Below are 15,784 nucleotides of genomic sequence, written 5' to 3' on the forward strand. Positions count from 1 at the left end.
CCTCATGTCTGAGATTTTTGATTTTGAAGACCGTTGGCCAGAACTCTTCGACCGCCTCGACGCACGTCAGCGCAACGCCGTGCGTCAGTCACTCGCCGCAGGATGGCATGAAGGCTTTGAACCCACCCGCGAGCACGTCGAAAACCTGACAGACTACGTGCTCGGGCTGATTGATGACAGCGAGTACGAGCGCCGTTCACGGGCGATGGTTAAGCGCCTCTTGCAGAACACAAATAGCAAGCCCACGTCGCTTTGATGTACGACACCTGGGAATCCTACTTCTACCCAGAAACGTACAACCCTGCGACGGGGCAGGGAACACTGCGCAACCTCTTTGGGGAGCGTGATGCCGCCGCCTTGAGTCTGCTCGAATTGGGCTTAGGCTGGTGTTGTTGACACTTCGTTAAGCGGGTGTGTGTGCCTGCGGAGAGTGAGGTGCCTGTTATGGGTTCTCGTCGTCGTTTTACGCCGGAGTATCGTCGTGATGTTGCGTGCCTGGTGTTGGATACGGGGTCTACGATCGCGTCTGTGGCTCGGGATTGAGGGCTGGGTGAATCGGTGGTGGGCCGCTGGGTCAAACTCGAGCGCGAGCGTCAGGCCGCCGAACAGGGGCGCCCTGATCCACGCGAGATGGAAGCTGAGATCACTGCTCTGCGTCGGCGAGTGCGCCAGCTGGAGAAGGAGAACGAGTTCTTGGGAAAAGCCAGCGCCTTCTTCGCCTCCGTGCACCAAAACACCAGCGCTTTGAACTGATGGACGCGCCCAAGGGCTTCCTACTCAATCACCTTGATGGCCAAGGTCTTGGCTGTCACGCGCGCAGGCTATTACGCGCGGAAAAGCCGAGCCACCCAGCGGGGCAAGCGCGCATCGGCGCGGCGGCGTTTGGATGAGGCGGTGGCCTGGGAACACGAGGTGTCGGGCGGCACCTATGGGGCTCCTCGCATCCGCCATGCTCTGACGCGCGCGGGCGTGGATGTGGGTGTGCGTGCAGTCACTGCGTCGATGCGCCGCCAGGGCCTGACAGGCCTGAATACGCACCCGCGCCCATCTAGGCGCGGCCGGCGGGGCCCTGTGGCCCATGAGGATCACTGCGCCCGCCAGTGGAATCAAGGTGCCCTGGACCGGGTGTGGATCACGGACTTTACCTACCTGCGCTGCGCCCAAGGCTGGGTCTACCTGTGCGCCGTGCGCGATGCGCACTCGCGTAGAGTGCTCGGATACGCCATGGGCGAGCAGCACAACACGCGCTCTGGTCATCACCGCGCTCGACATGGCCGCCACCACCCGTGGCAGCTTCCCCACAGGGGTCGTGCTCCACACTGATCGGGGAACACAGTTCATCTGCAGCACTTGCGGTACAGGTATTCTCGCCGGGCCATGTACCAGTGTAAGAAAAGCGGTAACCCCGGCGATGCAGCCAAAGCTGGGGATCGTTCCGGGGTCTTCGCCAGTAGAGTTTACCCTAGTTGGCGCCGCCGCAGGTCTTGTCCATCTGCTGTAAATCTGGCACTCTGGAGATGGACGCCTGATAGTGCTCCAATTCCGAGGCCCGTGTTTCGACACGGGCTTTCGCGTTGCTGTGGGTCAGCAATCTAGCTAGGACCAGAGGTCGAGCTCGCGCCAATTCTCGGGCGTGCCCAGGCGATAGAACGAGACGAGCTGGTTGTGAGGATAGCTTTCCAGAACGCCTGCGAGGTCAGGTACACCTCCATCTGTTCCCAAAACAGCATGCAGATAACGTATGAGGCTGAGCTGACCAAACACGAGATGTGAGACGCTCTCAACTGGCTTCATACGAGGATCATCGATTGTCTTTGGTTTAATGTCGAACACTCGCGTAAACAAGCGAGCATGATGAGCCGAATAATTCCGCAGAATATTGAGCGACTTTAGCCACGACTCCAATTGCGGCCCGCTCATATTGCACTCTCTAGCTATGCGATTGCGAGCAGGGTTGGGAGTAAACCTGTACAGGTGGGAGAGCATTCCCCAATCCATGACTTCAACAGCCACCCAGACAGGAAGGACTCCGTCATATTGGCTGCGGTGGTGCTCGACGAAGTCCTCCCGAGAGCTACGCAACGCTTGGCGATATTTCCTTACCCAGTCATCATGCTCAGTAGCGCCCTTAGTGCGCTTTGAAGGATTGCTCGCGGTGGCACTGAGCTTCGATGCATCGAGGTGAATCAGCGGGTCAAGTGCCCCGAGATGGTAGCCAAGCAATGAACGGATCGCTAGCTCTACGGGAGCAAGGTTCGCAAAAACCGCGTGGCGCAATCGAGCATCGAAGTCGTAGAGCGCGAGGACAAGATCGAGGGTGGCGCCGTCCTTGAAAACATCGAGTGCCGTATGTGTTTGGGGATCTACTTGACGCATCGAGTGCCAGTAACCCGATAACCGATAGTAGTTATGCGTACGCAGAACTTCGGCAGCATGAGCCGGATCGTCGATGCCCAGTCCTCGTGACTGGAGGATACTGACCTGTTCCTCATAGCTCTTGAACGGCTTTGTCCCCATGCGACCTCGTGAAGATAGAAAGGGACCGGCCCTGGACTCCCACCGAGATGGGCAGCGGAACCGGTCGTGTTGACACCCATGCTAGCACACTGATGTCGAGCACGCACTAGGTCACGATTGCGCCAGGGGCTTGGCCTCTCTGTTCCGATAGGACACCCTCGGCACATGATGACCGGCTCTGACCACATCCGAAGACGTGGCGAGCCGCTACTGGTGGGGCCAGTTTAGTACGTAGCTGCTGCGGTAGCCAAGAAGCGCGCAGACATCACGCGTCAGAGCGCTCCAATACCCCAATTTTCCGGCTTCCTCATGCCCCTCCACGTGTTGTGGTGGGGCTTTTCCGTATCCCCAGAAAGGCACATGCGATGGCTGGGGTTAGGCTTGTGTTGTTGACACTTCGTTAAGCGGGTGTGTGTGCCTGCGGCCAGTGAGGTACCTGTTATGGGAACTCGTCGTCGTTTTACGCCGGAGTATCGTCGTGATGTTGCGTCTTTGGTGTTGGATACAGGGTCTTCGATCGCGTCTGTGGCCCGGGATTTAGGGCTGGGTGAATCGGTGGTGGGCCGCTGGGTCACACTCAAGCGCGTGCGGCGTCAAGCCGTGCGTGAGGGTCGTCCTGATCCACGCGAGCTGGAAGCTGAGATCACAGCATTGCGCCGGAGGGTGCGCCAGCTGGAGAAGGAGAACGAGTTCTTGGGAAAAGCCAACGCCTTCTTCGCCTCCGTGCACCACAACACCAGCGCTTTGAACTGATGGACGCGCACAAGGGCTTCCTACTCAATCACCTTGATGGCCAAGGTCTTGGGTGTCACGCGCGCGGGCTATTACGCGTGGAAAAACCGTGCACCCCAGCGGGGCAAGCGCGCATCGGCGCGTCGGCGTTTGGATGAGGCGGTGGCCTGGGAACACGAGGTGTCGGGCGGCACCTATGGGGCTCCTCGCATCCGCCATGCTCTGACGCGCGCGGGTGTGGATGTGGGTGTGCGTGCGGTCGCCGCGTCGATGCGCCGCCAAGGCCTGACAGGCCTGAACACGCACCCACGCCCGTCCAGGCGCGGCCGGCGCGGGCCCTGTGGCCCATGAGGATCACTGCGCCCGCCAGTGGGATCAAGGTGCCCTGGACCGGGTGTGGATCACGGACTTTACCTACCTGCGCTGCGCCCAAGGCTGGGTCTACCTGTGCGCCGTGCGCGATGCGCACTCGCGTAGAGTCCTGGGATACGCCATGGGTGAGCAGCAAAGCACCGACCTGGTCATCACCGCGCTCGACATGGCCGCCACCACCCGCGGCAGCTTCCCCGCAGGGGTCGTGCTCCACGCTGATCGGGGAACACAGTTCACCTCCCAGAAGCTGGCAGCCTACATGCGCGCCGTGAAAGGAAGAGTGTCGATGGGGCAGGCCCCAGTGTGCTGGGATAACGCCATGGCCGAATCCTTTTGGGCCACCCTCACAACCGAGTACTACTACCGGCGCGCCTTCACCACCCGCGACCAGGTCTACACCGGGGTCGCCACCTGGATCGAAGACTTCTACAACCGCCGCCGCATCCACACCAGCCTGGGCGGCAAATCCCCCATCGAATACGAACTACACCAAGCGGCCTGGACAAAAGCCGCATAAACAAACCGTCAACAACTTGCACACAGGCCCAGCCCGAGGATGTCCCATCAGAGGCACGCGCGCCTCACGCGCTTTCGGGGAACGTGGAGGTGTCGATGACGTAGCGGTAGCGCACGCGCGAATCCACGATGTTGTCGTAAGCCTGCGTGATGTCCTCGCCGCTGATCATCTCGACCTGCGGGATGACGCCGTGCGCGGCGCAGAAGTCGAGCATCTCCTGGGTCTCGGCGATGCCGCCGATCTGGGAGCCCGCAAACGACTTGCCGCCGTTGACGAAGGCGCGCAGCGGCAGGGAGACGGGCTCGGAGGGCAGACCCACGTCTACGAAGACGCCGTAGGGGCGCAGCGCGGCCATGTAGCCTGCGTAGTCCAGGCCCTCGGCGGACACGGTGCACAGGATCAGGTCGAAGGTACCGCGCAGGGACTCGAGCACGCCCTCCTCGCTGGTGGCGTAGAAATGGTCAGCACCGAAGTGGCGTGCGTCGGCCTCCTTGGAACGTCCATGAGAGATGACGGACACGTCCGCGCCCATGGCCTTAGCGATCTGCACGCCCACATGTCCGAGGCCACCCATACCGAGGATCGCGACGCGCGATCCGGGGCCCACGTTGTAATGCTTGAGCGGCGAATAGGTGGTGATGCCGGCGCACAACAGGGGGGCGCAGGCAGCAAAATCCAGCTCAGAGGGGATACGCAGCGCGAAGTCCTCACGCACGGTGAAGCCGCGTGAGTAGCCGCCGGTCGTCGGGTTGCCCTCTGCGTCGGCGCGGTAGGTCCACAGGGTGCCAGGCGTCGAGGTGCACCACTGCTCGTAGTCGGATTCGCACATCTCACACGTGCCGCACGAGCCGACCATGCAGCCCACGCCCACGCGGTCCCCCACCTTGAAGGTGGTGACGCCGGGGCCGACCTTGGCGACGGTGCCGACGAACTCGTGGCCGGGCACCAGCGGGTAGGCGACGGGACCCCACTCGCCGCGCGCGGAGTGGATGTCGGAGTGGCAGATGCCCGCGTAGGCGACGTCGAAGTAGATTTCGCCCTCGCCGGGTTCGCGAATGTCAATCTGGAGGGGGTGGAACTGGGTGGTGGCGTCGTCGCATCCGTAAGCAATCACACTGGGCATGAGAACTCCTTTGTCCGGTCAATTGAGGCTGCTACAAGCATACTCAAGAAACAAAAACCCCGGCGCGTAAGCGCCGGGGCAATGGGGTGGCTGACGGGACTCGAACCCGCGACGTCCTGGACCACAACCAGGTGCTCTACCAACTGAACTACAGCCACCATCGCGTCACCGTGAAGGCAACGGGTAGAGCTTAGCACTACCCGACCGAGCTTGAAAACTCGAGAGGTGCCTTCACGGCGGTGGCGTGCGTCACCAGTGAACGCGCGCGGAGATCGCGTCGGCGAAATTGCCCAGGGCACCGGGCGTCGAGCCGAGGTAGAGGTCTGCGTCCACGAGGGAGACCTCCATGACCAGGAAGGATCCCTTGCCGTCGGGAACCAGGTCCACGCGGTTAAACAGGAACTGCTCGTCGTGGCCCAGGCGGGCTCGCACGTAGTTGTGCAGGACGCAGCGGATCTGCTCACCCCATGTCCACGCGACGGAGTCGGCAGAGTCGGCGGTCAGCACGGCCTCATGCATCTCGGGGTTGGTGACGGAGGCGGGGTGCAGGGCCGAGCGCTTCTCAACGGCGTGGGAGACCAGGCCATTGAAAAACACGAGCGAAATCTCGCCGTGCAGGTCGATTTCCTCAACGTAGCGCTGAAGCATGACGGAGCGCCCCTCGCCCAGCAAGCCCTGCACCTGGCGCATGGCGGCCTGACGTTGGCGGATGTCCACAGTCGTGTAGCGGCCGACATCACGCACGCCGGAAGACACGGCAGGCTTGACGACGAACTCACCGAAAGCCGGGAAGCGCGTGTGGATCTGGTGCTTGGTGAGCTTCTGGGAGGGTTCAAGCCAGTTCGTCGGAATCGTCGGCAGCCCCATCGCCGCGAGTTCCTTCAGGTAGTGCTTGTCTGTGTTCCAGTTGAGCACGTCCTTCGAGTTCTGCACGCGGCGCAGCTGGCGCGTCCACTCCAGGAAGGCGGGACGATCCGCGGCGTAGTCGGAGACGGAGCGCACGACGACCATGCCAGCATCGGCCCAGTCAACGTCGGGATCGTTCCAGACCTTGATCTGCGGGTCGCATCCGCGCGACGCCAGCTCGTCAAGCAGGCCTTCCTCCCCGGGGAAGAGATTGGGCAGCGCCTTGCATGTCACCAGAGTGACTTTGGGGTTGGTCGTCATGTGTGTCCTTCAGGGTCGGTGTGACGGGAATTAACGAGGTCGGGGTGCGGCCGCGGGACACGCGCAGATGCGGGTCACCGCGGCCGCTCTCTCAGCGCAGGCCCAGGGGGCGCTGCGACGCTTCGGTGAGCAGTTCGCTGAGCAGATCCGGGTAGGACACACCGGCGGCCGCCCACATCTGCGGGTACATCGAGATGGGCGTGAAGCCGGGCAGCGTGTTCACTTCGTTGATAATGACGGTGTCGGTGGCTTCGTTGAGGAAGAAGTCGACGCGTGCCAGGCCCTCACATTCGAGCGCGTCAAAGGCACGCCACGCGGTCTCGCGGATGCGCTGGGCGTAGGCGGGGGGCACGTCGGCCGGGCAGGACAGGCCGACGACGTCGTCCACGTACTTGTGTTCGTAGTCGTAGAACTCGCCTTCGGGGACGACGATCTCGCCCAGGGGCGAGGTGCCGCTTTGCCAGTCGGGGCGCGAGCCGAGCACGCCGCACTCGACCTCGCGGCCGGTCACCGAGGCCTCGACGATGATGCGCGGGTCGTGGTTTGCGGCTTCCTTGATGGCGACGGGCAGATCTTCGCGGCAGGTGACGCGCGAGATGCCGACGGAGGAGCCGGCGCGGCAGGGCTTGACGAAGACGGGGAAGCCGAGGCGCTCGATGCGGTCCATGCACGAGGCGGGGTCGCTCTCCCACTGACGGGCGGTGATGCAAACCCAGCGGCCAACGTCGATGCCGGCGGCGGCGAGCACCGTCTTGGTCAGGTGCTTGTCCATGGAAATCGCCGAGGAGGTCACGCCGCAACCCACGTAACGCACGTCCGCCATTTCGAAGAGGCCCTGAATGGTGCCATCCTCGCCGTAAGGGCCGTGCAGGAGCGGGAAGACGATGTCGACGTGCCCCAGGTCCTCCACGCCCACAACGCGCGAGGTATCGTCAGAAGGGTCGCCGTCGTAGGTGAGCTCGACGAGGTTGCCCTCGCCCGGGGTCAGGGCCACGCGGGTGGCTCCGGCGGTGATCGACTGCCCCTTGCCGTCCTTGAACCTCAGCGCCGACGGGTCGTCGGCGACACGCACCCACTGGCCGTCGCGCGTGATACCCAGCGGGATCACGTCCCACTTCGTGCGGTCGATGGCCGTGAGGATGCCGGCGGCCGTCGCACAAGAGACTTCGTGTTCTGAGGAGCGCCCGCCGAAAACGATGAGGACGCGAGGACGAGAAATTGCTGTCATGGGTCCAAGCCTACCGCGCGTCAGGCTTTTCCCGCCCGAGTGTGCGCGTTTAGACCAACTCGATCTTCCACCCATCCATCTTCTGCGGGCGCGACAGCAGCATGCGGCCCATGTCGGCGATACTCGCGCGCCCCTCGACGACCTCGACGACGGCGCTGGTGATCGGCATGTCGACGCCCACGGAGGCGGCGACCTGGAGGATCGGTCCTGCCGAGGCGACGCCCTCGACGACGCCCGGGGACAGAGCCATGGCCTCGGCCAGGCTCATGCCGGAGCCGAGGCGGTGGCCCAGCGAGAAGTTGCGCGACAGGCGCGAGGAGCAGGTGGCCACGAGGTCACCGATGCCCGACAGACCGGCGAAGGTCGCGGGGTCTGCGCCCAGGGCCGTGCCCAGGCGCGTCATCTCGGCCAGGCCGCGTGTGATGAGGGTCGAGCGGGTGTTAATGCCCAGGCCCATGCCCTCGGCGGCGCCGATGGCGACCGCTATGACGTTCTTGGTCGCGCCCGCCATCTCGGTGCCCACGACGTCGGTGGAGACGTAGGGGCGGAAATAGGAGTTGTGGCAGGCCCGGGCAATCTCCTTAGCCAGCTCGACGTCGGAGGAGGCCACGACCGTCGCGGTCGGCTGCTGCTCGGCGATCTCGCGCGAGAGGTTCGGCCCGGACAGGACGGCAATGCGTTCCTCGGGCACGCCCGAGGCGTCGGCGATGACCTCGTCCACCCGCTTCAGGCTCCCCAGCTCCAGTCCCTTGGCCAAGGACAGTAGGGCGACGTCAGGCACGAAAGCGTCACGAGCCGCCTCCAGCGTCGCGCGTACGGCCTTGACGGGGACGGCGACGACCACCAGCTGCTCGCCAGACACCGCGCTGGCGATGTCGGTCGTGGCGCAAATGCGCTCGGACAGAGTGATGCCCGGCAGGTACGTCGGGTTTTCGTGGCCGTTGATAAAGGAAATCGTGTCGGCGTTACGCCCCCACATCGTCACGTCCACGCCCGCGTCTGCAAGCACCTGCGCGAACGTCGTTCCCCAAGCACCCGTTCCCAGGACCGCTGCTGTTGTCATACTCATCGAGACCTCCCTGTCAGCGACAGTCTACTAGGATGGGAAAACCGTCACACTTCAAGGAGGGGCTTTGTCTCACCGCCGCGCGATCCCCACAACAGTCCTGGCATCGGCCACTATCCTCGCGCTCGCCGCCTGCTCCCCCGCCACCCCGGCGGGAGCTCCGCCTACGAAGCCTGCCACGGCCTCGTCCAGCCAGGGATCCTCCCCCACGGCGAACGCGAGCGCGCAGTCGGGCACGCAGAGCGCGGCAAGCGAGCCGGGTCTGGACGCGACCAGGCCCATCAACGCGGACAACTGGACGTCCTCGGTGTCGATGCTGCCGCCCGTGCGCACTCAGAACCCGGATCGGGCGCTGGTTCTCACCGACATTCGCGCGGCCTCCCACGAGGGCTTCACCCGCGTCGTATTGGAGTTCGACGGCGAGGGATCCCCGGGCATCCGCCTGGCGCAGTGGAGCGACCAGGCGATCGAACAGGGCCGAGGCCAGCCCATCGAGGTCGATGGCGCGGCCGTCCTGGAGCTAATCCTGGACGGCACGCCCATGACGGCTACCTCACCCGCAGGCACCTACCCGAGCGGGGCGCACGTGCGCGCGGGTGCCCTGGATATCGTTTCGGACGGGACTTTCGAGGACAACACGCACGTCGTCATCGGGGCACCCACCGAGCGCCAATTCCAGGTCGGCTTCCTGTCGAACCCGTCGCGCCTGGTCGTCGATATCAGGGACTAACCTTTCTTCGCGGCCTTCTTCGCTTTCTTGGCCCTGTGCGCCTGCTCTTCCTCCCACCAGGGGCCAGCCTGCGTGGCGGGGTCCCACACGGTGTCGGGCACGGGCAGTCCGCGCAGCTGGCCGACCCCTTCGCGGACAGCAGCAAGGATGCGCGCCGTCGCCGCGTTGACCGCGTCGTGGTCCTCGGATCCGGCGGGGCCGATCAGGTCCGACAGGTCAACGGGCTCGCCGAAGTGATAGGAGATGCGCCGACCCGGGCGCATATCCATGCCCTTAGCGTTGTAGGGGGCCATGATGTCCTGCGGACCCCACTGGGACAGGGGGATGACGGTGACGCCCGTGTCGAGGGCCAGGCGGGCGGCACCCGACTTGAACTCCATCGGCCACTGGTCCGGGTCGCGCGTGAGCGTTCCCTCAGGGTAGATGCCGACGACCTCACCTGCCGTCAAGGCCTCGCGCGTGGGGGCCAGGACAGCCGAGGGATTCGAATCACGGTTGACGGGAATCAGACCCATGCCCTTGATAATCCAGCCGAACACCGGGACGGAAAACATCGACTTCTTCGCCAGGAAGCGCACGGCGGTGTTGCGCTTCATGAAATACCAGCACAGACACAGGGGGTCGACGTTCGACAGGTGGTTGGAAACCAACAGGAAACCACCCTCCGTGGGGAGGTTCTCCTCGCCGGTGACGGAGAACTTCACCCAGGGGGTCATGATGGGCGTCAACACGCCCTTCGCGAAGGAATAAAAGCCGGAGACTGCACTCATGGTGTCATTCTAGGGGGACCACGACCCCGCAACGCAAAACCCGAGGGCCACGTTACGCAGCAACCGAGCGCAGGTCACACGTGCGGTCGGCGCGTCGGCCCCCGCCAAGGCACGCGGGCGCTCAGACGAGAACAGAAACAACTCCCGGCGCGACGTCCACCGTGAAAGGAATCGAGGCGATCCGGTCCCCGTCCGCCATCGCGACCATCCCCGCAGGCGCCGCGAAGGACACGACGCGCGCAGTCTCCACCTCGATGGCCGGGTGCCGCTTCGCGCGGCCGGCCACAACCTGGGCCAACACCGGCAGGGCGCGCGCCACCGGCATGGGCCCCACGTGGCACACCTCCAAGATGCCGTCGCTCATATCCGAGGACTCCACCAGCGTGATCCCCCCGCCAAAACGCCCCGAGTTCGACACGGACGCAACCCAGCCGCTCATGTCACGCTCGCGACCGTCAACGGTCGCGATAATCTCGGTGGGTTCGTGCGAGGCCAGGGCCGCGAAAGCCCCATAGCCATACGCCAGCGGACCCGACGTCAGCGAGGACTCGTTCGCCAAGATATTCGCCCGCGCATCCAACCCCACCGACACAACGCCGAGCGCCAAGCGCACCCCGTCGCGTGAGCGCACCCACATGCCATCCAAAGGACGCACCCGGGAAGCGAGCGCATCCGTTGCCCTGCGCGCCCGGCCAGCCACGGCCTCGTCCCCCGCGGTGCCGGAGACGAAACCCAACGACGCCACATCACGGGCACGAGCCAGCGGATCCGTGCCGATACCGAGCGCGCGGCACAGGTCGTTGCCGCGCCCGCCAGGAAACGGGACGAACAGTGCGCCGGAGTCGTGGCACCCGCGCGCAACCGCGCCGAGGTACCCGTCCCCGCCCAGGGCGGCCACGATCGAATCGGAGGCGACCTGAGCGGCCAGGGCAGCCGGGTCGTCGCCGGGCGTCGTCAGGCGAACCGCGACCTCCCAGCCGCCGCCGCGCAGAATCCGCACGATGCGCGGACCCAGGCGCACGGAGCGCCCACCCGCCGACATCGACGAGACCAGCAACAGAATGCTCCGTCGCACTCCCCGCTCGCCCATCGCGTCAGCTATCCAGGTAACGCACGCGCGCATCCAGCTTGTGGAGCTTGCGCGTGAAGTGCTCGTAGCCGCGCGAAATCACGTCAATGCCCGACACGGTGGACGTGCCCGACGCGGCCAGCGCCGCGATCAAGTGCGAGAAACCACCGCGCAGGTCCGGGACCTCAATATCCGCGCTGTGCAGCGGGGTCGGGCCCGAGATGACCGCCGAGTGGTAGTAGTTCTTCTGCCCGAAACGGCAGGGCGTGCCGCCCAGGCACTCGCGGTAGACCTGAATGTTCGCGCCCATCTTGCGCAGCGCCTCGGTGAACCCAAAGCGATTCTCGTACACGGTCTCGTGGACGATGGACAGGCCCTCGGCCTGCGTGAGGGCCACGACGAGGGGCTGCTGCCAGTCGGTCATGAATCCGGGGTGGACGGCCGTCTCCAGCGCGATCGAGTGCAGCGGCTCGCCCGTGTGGTAGAAACGGATGCCGTCAGCATCGATATCGAAGCCGCCGCCGACCTTGCGGAAAGTATTGAGGAACGTGGTCATGTCGGGCTGGTGAGCGCCGCGCACGTAGATGTCGCCTCGGGTGGCCAGGGCGGCCGCGGCCCACGAAGCGGCCTCGATGCGGTCGGGCAGCGCCGTGTGGCGGTAGCCCGTCAGCTTGGCGACGCCCTCGATGCGGATCGTGCGGTCTGTGTCCACGGAGATGATCGCGCCCATCTTCTGCAAGACGTTGATCAGGTCGAGGATCTCGGGCTCGATGGCCGCGCCCTTCAGGGTCGTGATGCCCTCGTTGCGCACGGCCGTGAGCAGCGTCTGTTCAGTGGCACCCACGGACGGGAAGGGCAGCTCAATGATCGCGCCGTGCAGGCCCGTGGAGGGACGCTTAATGTGCACGCCGTCGGGCTGCTTGTCAATGATCGCGCCGAACTTGCGAAGCGTCTCCAGGTGGAAGTCGATGGGACGCCCACCGATCGCGCAGCCGCCCAGCTCGGGGATGAAGGCCTCGCCGAGCTGGTGCAGGAGCGGGCCGCAGAACAGGATCGGGATGCGCGAGGCGCCCGCGAGCGTGTCGATGTCCGAGCGCGAGGCGATCTTGACGTTGGAGGGATCCATGCGCAGCGTGCCGCGGTCCTGATCAAAGTCGATCTCGACGCCGTGCAGGCTCAGCAGGTCCGAGACGACGTCGGTGTCGCGGATCAGCGGCACGTTGTACAGCTCGGAGGGTGTGTCGGCCAGCAGCGACGCGACCATGGCCTTGGGAACGAAGTTCTTGGCACCGCGAACGGTGATCTCGCCGCGCAGCGGATGGCCGCCTTCAACTTGCAGGATGGATGGCATGGAGTGCTCCTCACTATGACGTAACTGGCCCCTACTCTAGCTAGGTAGGGGCCAGTGTGCGAAGTCGTTCAGTCGCGAGCGGACAAAACCTCTTGCTTTGGTAAGAATTTCGCCGGCAGCGTGCGCGGCTTGAACGAGGGGCGCGCGGCCTCGTAGGCCTCGATCTCGTCCTCGTGGCGCAGGGTCAGGGCAATGTCATCCAGGCCCTCCATGAGGGTCCAGCGCACGTAGTCGTCGATCTGGAACGTGCCCGAAATCGCGCCCGCGCGCCACGTCTTGTCCTCCAGGGAGACGGTCACCTGCGTGCCGGGCTCGGCCTCGAGGAGCTTCCACAGGGACTCGCAGTCCTCCTGGGAGATGATGCCGGTCACCAGGCCCTGCTTGCCCGAGTTGCCTCGGAAAATGTCGGCGAACTTGGGGGCCAGCACGACGCGGAAGCCGTAGTCCTTGAGCGCCCACACGGCGTGCTCGCGCGAGGAACCGGTGCCGAAGTCAGGGCCGGCGACGAGGACGGAGCCGTTCTTGTAGGCGTCCTGGTTCAGGACGAACTCGGGGTCGTTCCTCCACGCGGCGAAGAGGGCGTCCTCAAAGCCCGTGCGGGTCACGCGCTTGAGGTAGACCGCGGGGATGATCTGGTCGGTGTCGACGTTGGAGCGGCGCAGCGGGACGCCGACGCCGGTGTGGGTGATGAACTTTTCCATGGTGCGTCAGTCTTTTCTCTCTGGGGGACGAGGCCGTGGCCCTCCCCCGCTGTCGGGTGGCGGGAGGGCGGGCCTCAGAGGTCGGCCGGGGAGGACAGGGTGCCTCGCACGGCGGTGGCGGCCGCGACAAGCGGTGAGACCAGGTGCGTGCGGCTGCCCTTGCCCTGGCGGCCTTCGAAGTTGCGGTTGGAGGTGGAGGCCGAGCGGTCTCCCGCGTTCATCGTGTCGGGGTTCATGCCCAGGCACATGGAGCAGCCGGCGTTGCGCCATTCGGCGCCGAAGTCGGTGAAGATTGTGTCGAGGCCCTCGGCCTCGGCCTGGAGGCGCACGCGGGCGGAGCCGGGTACGACCATGACGCGCACACCATCGGCCTTGTGGCGTCCCTTGACGACACTGGCGGCGGCGCGCAGGTCTTCGATGCGCCCGTTCGTGCAGCTGCCGATGAACACGGTGTTCACGGCGATCTCACGCATCGGGGTGCCGGGCGTGAGGTCCATGTATTCCAGGGCGCGCTCGGCGGCCGCGCGAGCGGTCTCGTCGGTGAAGTCTTCCGGGGCGGGCACGGCGGCCGACAGCGGCACGCCCTGACCGGGGTTGGTACCCCAGGTGACGAAGGGCTCGATGTCGGCGGCCTCGAGGATGACCTCGGCGTCGAAGACGGCGTCCTCGTCGGAGGCCAGGGAGGACCAGTACTCGACGGCGCGGTCCCAGCCCTCGCCCTCGGGGGCGTGGGGGCGGCCCTTAATGTAGTCGAAGGTCGTCTGGTCGGGGGCGATCATGCCGGCGCGGGCGCCCGCCTCGATCGACATGTTGCAGATCGTCATGCGGCCTTCCATGGACAGCTCGCGGATCGCCTGGCCGCGGTACTCCAGGACGTAGCCCTGGCCGCCGCCGGTGCCGATCTTGGCGATGACCGCGAGGATGATGTCCTTAGCGGTCGAGCCGGCGGGGAGTGAGCCGTTGACGGTGATGGCCATGGTCTTGAAGGGGGCCATGGGCAGGGTCTGGGTGGCGAGCACGTGCTCGACCTGGCTCGTGCCGATACCGAAGGCCAGCGCGCCGAAAGCTCCGTGCGTGGAGGTGTGGGAGTCACCGCACACAATCGTCATGCCGGGCTGGGTCACACCCAGCTGGGGGCCAACAACGTGGACGATACCCTGGTCGGCGTCACCCAGGGAGTGCAGGCGCACGCCAAACTCCTGCGCGTTCTTGCGCAGGGTGTCGATCTGGGTGCGGCTGGTGATGTCCGCGATGGGCTGGTCGATGTTGACCGTGGGCGTGTTGTGGTCCTCGGTCGCAATCGTCAGATCGGGGCGACGAACCTGTCGACCCGCCAGGCGCAGGCCCTCAAAGGCCTGGGGGCTAGTGACCTCATGCACGAGGTGGAGGTCGATGTACAGCAGGTCGGGGGCACCGTTCTCACCCTTGGAGACGATGTGGTCGCGCCACACCTTTTCCGCCATCGTTCCGCTCATTATTCCTCCTCTGGTCTCCACTCTTTGGAGACACGGTGTCAGTCGTGCTACGCACCTAATGGAAGCGCCTTGACCGCGTGTCAACCTCCCCGATCTCACGTCTCGGACGCCGCTTTGACCTGTTTCACTATCCGGCAGTTTGCCATCTCAATAACTGAGATATTAAATAGTTGTATGGAAGAGCAAACATCCAGTGGCGTTGGCGTCCTCGACAAGGCAGCGCTGGTCCTCAGCGCTCTCGAAGCGGGGCCCGCGACGCTTGCACAACTCGTGACCAGCACTGGGCTCGCGCGCCCGACCGCTCACCGTCTGGCCGTGGCCCTCGAATATCACCGCATGGTTGCCCGCGACATGCAGGGACGTTTCATTCTCGGCCCCCGCCTCCAGGAGCTCTCCTCCGCCGCCGGCGAAGACCGCCTCCTCCAGGCCTCGATGCCCGTCCTTCAGGCCCTGCGCGACCACACAAAGGAATCCTCCCAGCTCTTCCGTCGCCAGGGCGACTACCGCGTGTGCGTCGCGGCATCCGAACGTGAAATGGGCCTGCGCGACTCCATCCCCGTAGGCGCCACCCTGTCCATGAGCGCCGGGTCAGCCGCCCAGGTTCTGCTGGCCTGGGAGGAACCCGACCGCCTCCACCGCGGCCTGTACGGCGCCTCCTTCAACGCGACCATGCTCGCCGAGGTGCGCCGGCGCGGCTGGGCGCAGTCCGTGGGCGAGCGCGAGCCCGGCGTCGCCTCCGTGTCGGCCCCTGTGCGCGGCCCCTCGGGCCGCGTCCTGGCTGCCCTGTCCATCTCTGGCCCCATCGAGCGCATGGGCCGCCAGCCCGGACGCCAGCACGGCCCCTCCGTCATGGCCGCCGCCAACCGGCTCTCCGAGTTCCTCGCCACCGTCGAGGACGCTGCGGAACTCTAAGCCTCGATACACGCACGCAAACGGGCGGGCCGGGACGATAGCTATCGTCCCGGC

At 65.3% G+C, this 15,784-nt stretch carries 17 protein-coding genes, 1 tRNA gene and 1 pseudogene; 8 read left to right on the forward strand and 11 right to left on the reverse strand.

What is annotated here, in order from left to right:
• The 3 genes from O3669_RS01810 to O3669_RS01820 form a co-directional block, all read left to right on the forward strand.
• Nucleotides 1–256, forward strand: a 256-nt coding sequence (locus O3669_RS01810; protein ID WP_371523411.1) for a hypothetical protein, incomplete at its 5' end; no start/stop codon positions are given.
• A 302-nt stretch (nt 257–558) separates the two neighbouring features.
• Nucleotides 559–753, forward strand: coding sequence for a transposase (locus O3669_RS01815; RefSeq protein WP_371523412.1), 195 nt, complete (start codon nt 559–561; stop codon nt 751–753).
• Between the two features lie 36 nt (nt 754–789).
• Complete coding sequence (locus tag O3669_RS01820; protein WP_371523524.1) at nt 790–1,323, forward strand: IS3 family transposase; 534 nt, start codon at nt 790–792, stop codon at nt 1,321–1,323.
• Between the two features lie 273 nt (nt 1,324–1,596).
• On the opposite strand, the gene O3669_RS01825 is transcribed toward O3669_RS01820, so the two are convergent.
• A complete protein-coding gene (locus tag O3669_RS01825) occupies nt 1,597–2,517 on the reverse strand; it encodes an Abi family protein (RefSeq protein WP_371523413.1) in 921 nt (306 codons plus the stop codon).
• Nucleotides 2,518–2,958: 441 nt separating this feature from the next.
• On the opposite strand from O3669_RS01825, the gene O3669_RS01830 reads away from it, so the two are divergent.
• From O3669_RS01830 to O3669_RS01840, 3 genes and pseudogenes are all read left to right on the forward strand, one after another.
• Entirely contained in the window at nt 2,959–3,270 is a 312-nt protein-coding gene (locus O3669_RS01830) for a transposase (protein WP_371523414.1), read from the forward strand.
• Nucleotides 3,271–3,306: 36 nt separating this feature from the next.
• Nucleotides 3,307–3,600 carry an IS3 family transposase gene (locus O3669_RS01835; RefSeq protein ID WP_371523525.1) on the forward strand — a complete coding sequence of 98 codons (294 nt, stop codon included), beginning with the start codon at nt 3,307–3,309 and terminating at the stop codon, nt 3,598–3,600.
• A pseudogene (locus O3669_RS01840) lies at nt 3,587–4,138 on the forward strand (IS3 family transposase); the annotation flags it as partial. The gene O3669_RS01835 and the pseudogene O3669_RS01840, both read left to right, overlap by 14 nt.
• Nucleotides 4,139–4,202: 64 nt before the next feature.
• Here the strand turns inward: O3669_RS01840 and O3669_RS01845 are convergent.
• The 5 genes from O3669_RS01845 to O3669_RS01865 all read right to left on the reverse strand — a co-directional run bounded on the left by O3669_RS01845 (nt 4,203) and on the right by O3669_RS01865 (nt 8,725).
• Nucleotides 4,203–5,261, reverse strand: a complete 1,059-nt coding sequence (locus O3669_RS01845) for an NAD(P)-dependent alcohol dehydrogenase (protein WP_371523415.1) — start codon at nt 5,259–5,261, stop codon at nt 4,203–4,205.
• A gap of 82 nt (nt 5,262–5,343) precedes the next feature.
• Nucleotides 5,344–5,419, reverse strand: a tRNA-His gene (locus O3669_RS01850).
• A gap of 91 nt (nt 5,420–5,510) precedes the next feature.
• Nucleotides 5,511–6,428: a RimK family alpha-L-glutamate ligase gene (locus tag O3669_RS01855; RefSeq protein ID WP_371523416.1), complete on the reverse strand. Its 918-nt coding sequence runs from the start codon at nt 6,426–6,428 to the stop codon at nt 5,511–5,513.
• 91 nt (nt 6,429–6,519) lie between these two features.
• Nucleotides 6,520–7,656: a D-alanine--D-alanine ligase family protein gene (locus tag O3669_RS01860; RefSeq protein WP_295921272.1), complete on the reverse strand. Its 1,137-nt coding sequence runs from the start codon at nt 7,654–7,656 to the stop codon at nt 6,520–6,522.
• Between the two features lie 49 nt (nt 7,657–7,705).
• The gene (locus O3669_RS01865; RefSeq protein WP_295968717.1) at nt 7,706–8,725 is read right to left on the reverse strand and encodes an NAD(P)H-dependent glycerol-3-phosphate dehydrogenase; all 1,020 of its coding nucleotides are present in this window, start codon (nt 8,723–8,725) and stop codon (nt 7,706–7,708) included.
• Between the two features lie 64 nt (nt 8,726–8,789).
• Between O3669_RS01865 and O3669_RS01870 the strand changes: the two genes are divergently transcribed.
• Nucleotides 8,790–9,452, forward strand: a complete 663-nt coding sequence (locus O3669_RS01870) for a hypothetical protein (RefSeq protein WP_371523417.1) — start codon at nt 8,790–8,792, stop codon at nt 9,450–9,452.
• Here O3669_RS01870 and O3669_RS01875 read toward each other — a convergent pair.
• The 5 genes from O3669_RS01875 to leuC form a co-directional block, all read right to left on the reverse strand.
• On the reverse strand, nt 9,449–10,222 hold the full coding sequence (locus tag O3669_RS01875) for a lysophospholipid acyltransferase family protein (protein WP_371523418.1): 774 nt from the start codon (nt 10,220–10,222) through the stop codon (nt 9,449–9,451). The genes O3669_RS01870 and O3669_RS01875 overlap by 4 nt on opposite strands.
• 121 nt (nt 10,223–10,343) lie before the next feature.
• On the reverse strand, nt 10,344–11,312 hold the full coding sequence (locus O3669_RS01880; RefSeq protein ID WP_371523526.1) for a diacylglycerol kinase family protein: 969 nt from the start codon (nt 11,310–11,312) through the stop codon (nt 10,344–10,346).
• 4 nt (nt 11,313–11,316) lie between these two features.
• Entirely contained in the window at nt 11,317–12,642 is a 1,326-nt protein-coding gene (gene murA / locus O3669_RS01885) for a UDP-N-acetylglucosamine 1-carboxyvinyltransferase (RefSeq protein ID WP_371523419.1), read from the reverse strand.
• A 68-nt stretch (nt 12,643–12,710) separates the two neighbouring features.
• Nucleotides 12,711–13,343, reverse strand: coding sequence for a 3-isopropylmalate dehydratase small subunit (leuD, locus tag O3669_RS01890; RefSeq protein WP_295918581.1), 633 nt, complete (start codon nt 13,341–13,343; stop codon nt 12,711–12,713).
• Nucleotides 13,344–13,417: 74 nt separating this feature from the next.
• Nucleotides 13,418–14,818 (reverse strand): 3-isopropylmalate dehydratase large subunit, encoded by a 1,401-nt coding sequence (gene leuC / locus O3669_RS01895; RefSeq protein ID WP_371523421.1) that lies wholly within the window; start codon nt 14,816–14,818, stop codon nt 13,418–13,420.
• 174 nt (nt 14,819–14,992) lie between these two features.
• Here leuC and O3669_RS01900 point away from each other — a divergent pair, with 174 nt between their 5' ends.
• On the forward strand, nt 14,993–15,730 hold the full coding sequence (locus tag O3669_RS01900) for an IclR family transcriptional regulator (protein ID WP_295918576.1): 738 nt from the start codon (nt 14,993–14,995) through the stop codon (nt 15,728–15,730).
• Nucleotides 15,731–15,784: the final 54 nt, after the last annotated feature.

Source organism: Pauljensenia sp. 20925_1_34, from assembly GCF_041432775.1.
Taxonomy (GTDB): Bacteria; Actinomycetota; Actinomycetes; order Actinomycetales; family Actinomycetaceae; genus Pauljensenia.